Annotated in this window: 4 protein-coding genes; 1 reads left to right on the top strand and 3 read right to left on the bottom strand. The window is 68.5% G+C overall.

Translation table 11 applies throughout. The annotated features are described in order from the left end of the window. Nucleotides 1-155 precede the first annotated feature (155 nt). Nucleotides 156-1,916: a D-lactate dehydrogenase gene (dld, locus tag F3J18_RS35580; protein ID WP_166916785.1), complete on the bottom strand. Its 1,761-nt coding sequence runs from the start codon at nucleotides 1,914-1,916 to the stop codon at nucleotides 156-158. Nucleotides 1,917-2,031: 115 nt separating this feature from the next. Here dld and F3J18_RS35575 point away from each other — a divergent pair, with 115 nt between their 5' ends. Further along, the gene (locus F3J18_RS35575) at nucleotides 2,032-2,943 is read left to right on the top strand and encodes a LysR family transcriptional regulator (RefSeq protein WP_025099196.1); all 912 of its coding nucleotides are present in this window, start codon (nucleotides 2,032-2,034) and stop codon (nucleotides 2,941-2,943) included. 9 nt (nucleotides 2,944-2,952) lie between these two features. Here F3J18_RS35575 and F3J18_RS35570 read toward each other — a convergent pair whose 3' ends face one another. Together F3J18_RS35570 and F3J18_RS35565 are read right to left on the bottom strand one after the other, a co-directional pair. After that, the gene (locus F3J18_RS35570) at nucleotides 2,953-3,414 is read right to left on the bottom strand and encodes a carboxymuconolactone decarboxylase family protein (protein WP_025099195.1); all 462 of its coding nucleotides are present in this window, start codon (nucleotides 3,412-3,414) and stop codon (nucleotides 2,953-2,955) included. Between the two features lie 9 nt (nucleotides 3,415-3,423). Further along, entirely contained in the window at nucleotides 3,424-3,846 is a 423-nt protein-coding gene (locus F3J18_RS35565) for a cupin domain-containing protein (RefSeq protein ID WP_166916787.1), read from the bottom strand. Nucleotides 3,847-4,203 lie beyond the last annotated feature (357 nt).

The following is a 4,203-nucleotide window of genomic DNA, read 5'->3' as shown; positions in this document are numbered from 1 at the left end:
CGGGCCGCGGAAAGATTCCGGCGGCGCGCGATCCGGTCGGCACGCTGGGAACGGCGGCCGGGTCGGCCACGTCGCCCGCTATTGTAATGATCTGGCGGCGACGGGTTGGTGAATCGACAGCTGTCTTGCGGCGTCTTGCAAGCTCTTTTGTTTTGTTACGGCAGCGCCGCCTCGTGGCGCGCCTCGGGCTCGCGATAATTGGCGAATTTCGACATCTGGCCGATCCCCGGATTGAAACAATTGCAGGGGTCCAGCTCGCGATAGAACTCGGCCAGCGCCGGCTTGGCGCGATACAGGTGGCCGACGTTGTGCTCGGCCGGATATTCGGCGCCGCGCGCGTCGAGCAGGCTCCACATGCGATGCTCCAGGTCGAGGCAGTCGCGGCCCTTGCGAACGATGTAGTCCTGATGGAATACGTGGCAGAGGAAGTGGCCGTAGTAGAGCTTGATCGAGATCTCGTCGTCGATCTCCCTGGGCAGCGTCTCGACCCAGTCGCGATCGTTGCGGCGCAGCGCGATGTCGAGCGCGACGATGTCCTCCACTTCCTTCGCATGAATCGCGCGATAGCGGACCGCCGCGCCGGCCGCCGCGAAACGATGCAGGAAGGCCTTGGCGCCCTCTTCCTCGGTGCATTCGAAGAACTCGCCGCCGGCCTTGGCGAAATAGGCGCCCAGGCGTTCGCGCGCGGCCTCCACGCTGCCCGCCTGCACCTTCAGCATCAGGTGATGCTCGAAGCGCTCGCGATAGGCCTTCATGCGCGCCGGCAGATGGCTCGGGAACAGGCGGCTGGCCGCCTGCAGCAGGCGATCGCTCAGATGCGCGGGCAGGAAGCGCAGCCGTCCGGCGATCGCGTCGAAGCGGCTCTTCAGGCCGAACAGCGCCGGCAGCCGTGAGGTGCCCAGATAGTGGATCGCGAGGAAGGTGTCCTTGCCGTAGGTTTCGGCGATGTCGAAGGCGTCGCGATGCAGGTACTCGCCCGAGATCGGCAGTTGCGGCAGCTCGCGCAGCGCCAGGCGGCGGATCTCGCTCAGCTCGGCGGGATCGTTGGTGCCGATATAGAACACCTTCGCGCCCTGCTCGACGGGGAAGGTGTCGAGCCGCACCGCGAACACCATCAGCTTGCCGGCCGAGCCCGAAGCCTCGTGCAGCCGGCGCGGATCGGCGTTGTAGCGGGCCGGCGTATCGGCGTCGATCTCGCGCACTTCCTCGGCGTAATGGTGGTCGGAGGCGGCGCCCGCGTCGTGGCGGATCTCGGCCTCGCCGAAATCGCGGCGCTCGATGCGATCGAGCACCGTGAGCGGATCGGTGCCCAGCTCGATGCCGAGATGGTTCACCAGTTGCAGCCGGCCGCTCGCATCGACGCGCGCGAACACCGCCATCTCCGTGTAGGCGGGGCCGCGCTGCACCAGCGCGCCGCCCGAGTTGTTGCAGACGCCGCCGAACACCGAGGCGCCGATGCAACTGGAGCCGATCACCGAATGCGGCTCGCGGCCCAGCGGCTTGAGCGTCTGCTCGAGCTGGTCGAGCGTCGCGCCGGGCAGGCAGACCACCTGGCGGCCCTCGTCGATCAGGTGCACCGTCTTCATGCGCGTGGTGCTGACGATCACGATATCGCGATCGTAATCGTCGCCGTCGGGCGTCGAGCCGCCGGTCAGCCCCGTGTTCGAAGCCTGGGTGATGACGATCACGCCGGCCGCCACGCAGGCTTCCAGCACCTTCCACTGCTCGACCAGCGAGCCGGGCCGCACCACCGCCAGCGCGCGCCCCGAGCCGAAGCGGTAGCCGGTGCGATAGCGGCGCGTGGCGGCCTCGCCGGTCAGCACCTGGCCGCCGCCGACGATGCCGCGCAGCGCCGCCAGCAGCGTCTCGCCGCCTGGCTTGCGCAGGTCCGAACCGGTTACGGGTGCTGCCGTCATGATGTTCTCCGTGTCTGGGAGGCCGTGCGATGCGCCTGGCCGATGAAGGAAAGCTTAGAATCGCCTCCATCATTAGTCCAATATCTCGATAACGCGATTTGGAGACGAAATCGATATGGAATTTCGCCAGCTCCGCTACTTCCTGGCCGTCGCCGAGCACCTGCATTTCACCGAGGCGGCGGCCTCGCTCGGCATCGCGCAGCCGCCGCTGAGCCAGCAGATCCTCAAGCTCGAGCGCGAGATCGGCACGCGCCTGTTCGTGCGCCATCCGCGCCGCGTCGAGCTGACCGAGGCCGGGCGCCTGCTGCACGAGCGCGCGCGGCGCATCGTCGAGGATGCCGAGCGCGCGCTGGTGGAGACGCGCAACGCCGGGCGCGGCGAGACCGGACGGCTGTCGCTCGGCTTCGCCGGCTCGACGGTGTTCCATCCGGCGATCGCGCTGACCATGCAGCGCTTTCGCCACGCCTACCCGCGCGTGCAGGTGGCCTGCGAGGAGAGCAATAGCGTGGCGCTGCTGGAGAAGGTGGCGGCGGGCCGGATCGACGCCGCGATGGTGCGCATGCCGCTGCAATGCGGCGAGCTGATCGTCGAGCCGCTGGCCGACGAGGAGATGATCGCGGTGCTGCCGAACGGGCACCGGCTGGGGCGGCGCAAGCGCGTCGCGCTGGCCGACCTGGCCGCCGATCCGCTGATCATCTTTCCGCGCGGGATCGGCCCGAATCTCTACGACTCGATCCTCGGCGCCTGCCACGCCGCGGGATTCTCGCCGGCGATCAGCATGGAATCGCCGCAGATCTCCTCGGCCGGCAATCTCGTGTCGGCGGGCTTCGGGGTGGCGGTGGTGCCGGCCTCGATGCGGCAGGTGCAGGTGGACGGCGTGAGCTTCCACGAGCTGCAGGGGCGGCCGCTGGCCACCGGCATCGCGCTGATCCATCGGCCGCGCGAGGCCTCGCCGACGGTGCGCAATTTCGTGAAGATATTGCGGCGCTATCGGCTTGCCGCGCGCGACGCCGCGGATCCGAAATGAAGACCCCGCTCAGCGCGCCGCGTCGACCACCGCCTGCGGCACGGCGCGGAAGCTGATCGCGAGCCGGTTGTAGGCGTTCATCAGACCGATCGCGATGGTCAAATCCGACAGTTCCTGCTCGCCGAACACGGCGCGCGCGGCCTCGAACGCGCTATCGGGCACGCCCGTTTCCGATACGCGGGTGACGCTCTCGGCCCAGGCCAGCGCCGCGCGCTCGCGCTCGTCGAACAGCGCGCCGGCTTCTTGCCACACCGGCACCAGCACCACGCGCTCGAGCTTGTCGCCCTTCTTCAGCAGATCGCGCGTGTGCATGTCGATGCAGTAGGCGCAGCCGTTGATCTGGCTGACGCGCAGGTAGACGAGGTCGACCAGGCGCTCCTCCAGCCCGCATTGAAGAATATGCGCGTACACGCCGCCGAGGGCCTTGGTGCCGGCCGGGGAGGCCTTGCGGTAATCGAGACGTTGGGACATTCGAGACTCCTATCGATCGTTGATGGTGAGGGGGGCATCGCCGCTGTCGACCACGAACACGGCCAGCAGCTTGGCCGGCTCGCTCGCGCTGGCGTTGCGGCTGACCTGGTGGTGGGCACCGGGCATTTCGTAGAAGGATTCGCCCGGGCCGTAGACGCGTTCGGGCTGGCCGTCGACCTGGCTGGCGATATGGCCCGACACCACGTAGGCGTAGATGAAGGCCGAATGCGCGTGATGATGCGGGCGCGAGGCGCCGCCGGGCGGGTAGTCGACCTCGACGGCCGTCAGCGACTTGCCGGGCAGGTTCGGCAGCGCATGCGAGAAATTCGGCTTGACGGTTTCGGCGGGCGCGCCGGCGGCCGAGCCGCTTTCGGCGGTGGCGGCGTTGGCCGGGCCCGCCAGCGCGGCGCCCAGGGCCAGCAGCGCGGACATCAGGATGGGGGTGGTTTTCACGGGGTTCTCCTTGAACTCAGGGCCTCATTCTGCGGCGGCTGAAGGTCAAGAAAAAGAACCAAAAACGCACTATTCGACTGTACCGTCCACGCCCGAGCGCCGGCCCCGATTGCTGAGCGCCGCGCACCAGTCTGCTGCCGCGCAGGCCATGTTCACGCACCGCCCCGCTTCGCCAGAATGCGCCTCGACATCCCTACCCGATCCGCATTCGACACGGAGCCTCCCATGAGCACACGAATCCCCCGCCGACAATGGCTGAAAGGCGCCTCGGGCCTGCTGGCCGCCGCGAGCCTGGGCCGGTTGGCCAACCGCGAGGCGCGCGCCGCCGAAGCGAGC

Origin of the sequence: Burkholderia sp. Ax-1720 (genome assembly GCF_011753035.1) — a bacterium.
In the GTDB taxonomy this organism is placed as follows: domain Bacteria; phylum Pseudomonadota; class Gammaproteobacteria; order Burkholderiales; family Burkholderiaceae; genus Burkholderia; species Burkholderia gladioli.
Note: the sequence above shows the minus strand (reverse complement) of the source record. Positions and strands in the feature narration are given on the sequence as shown.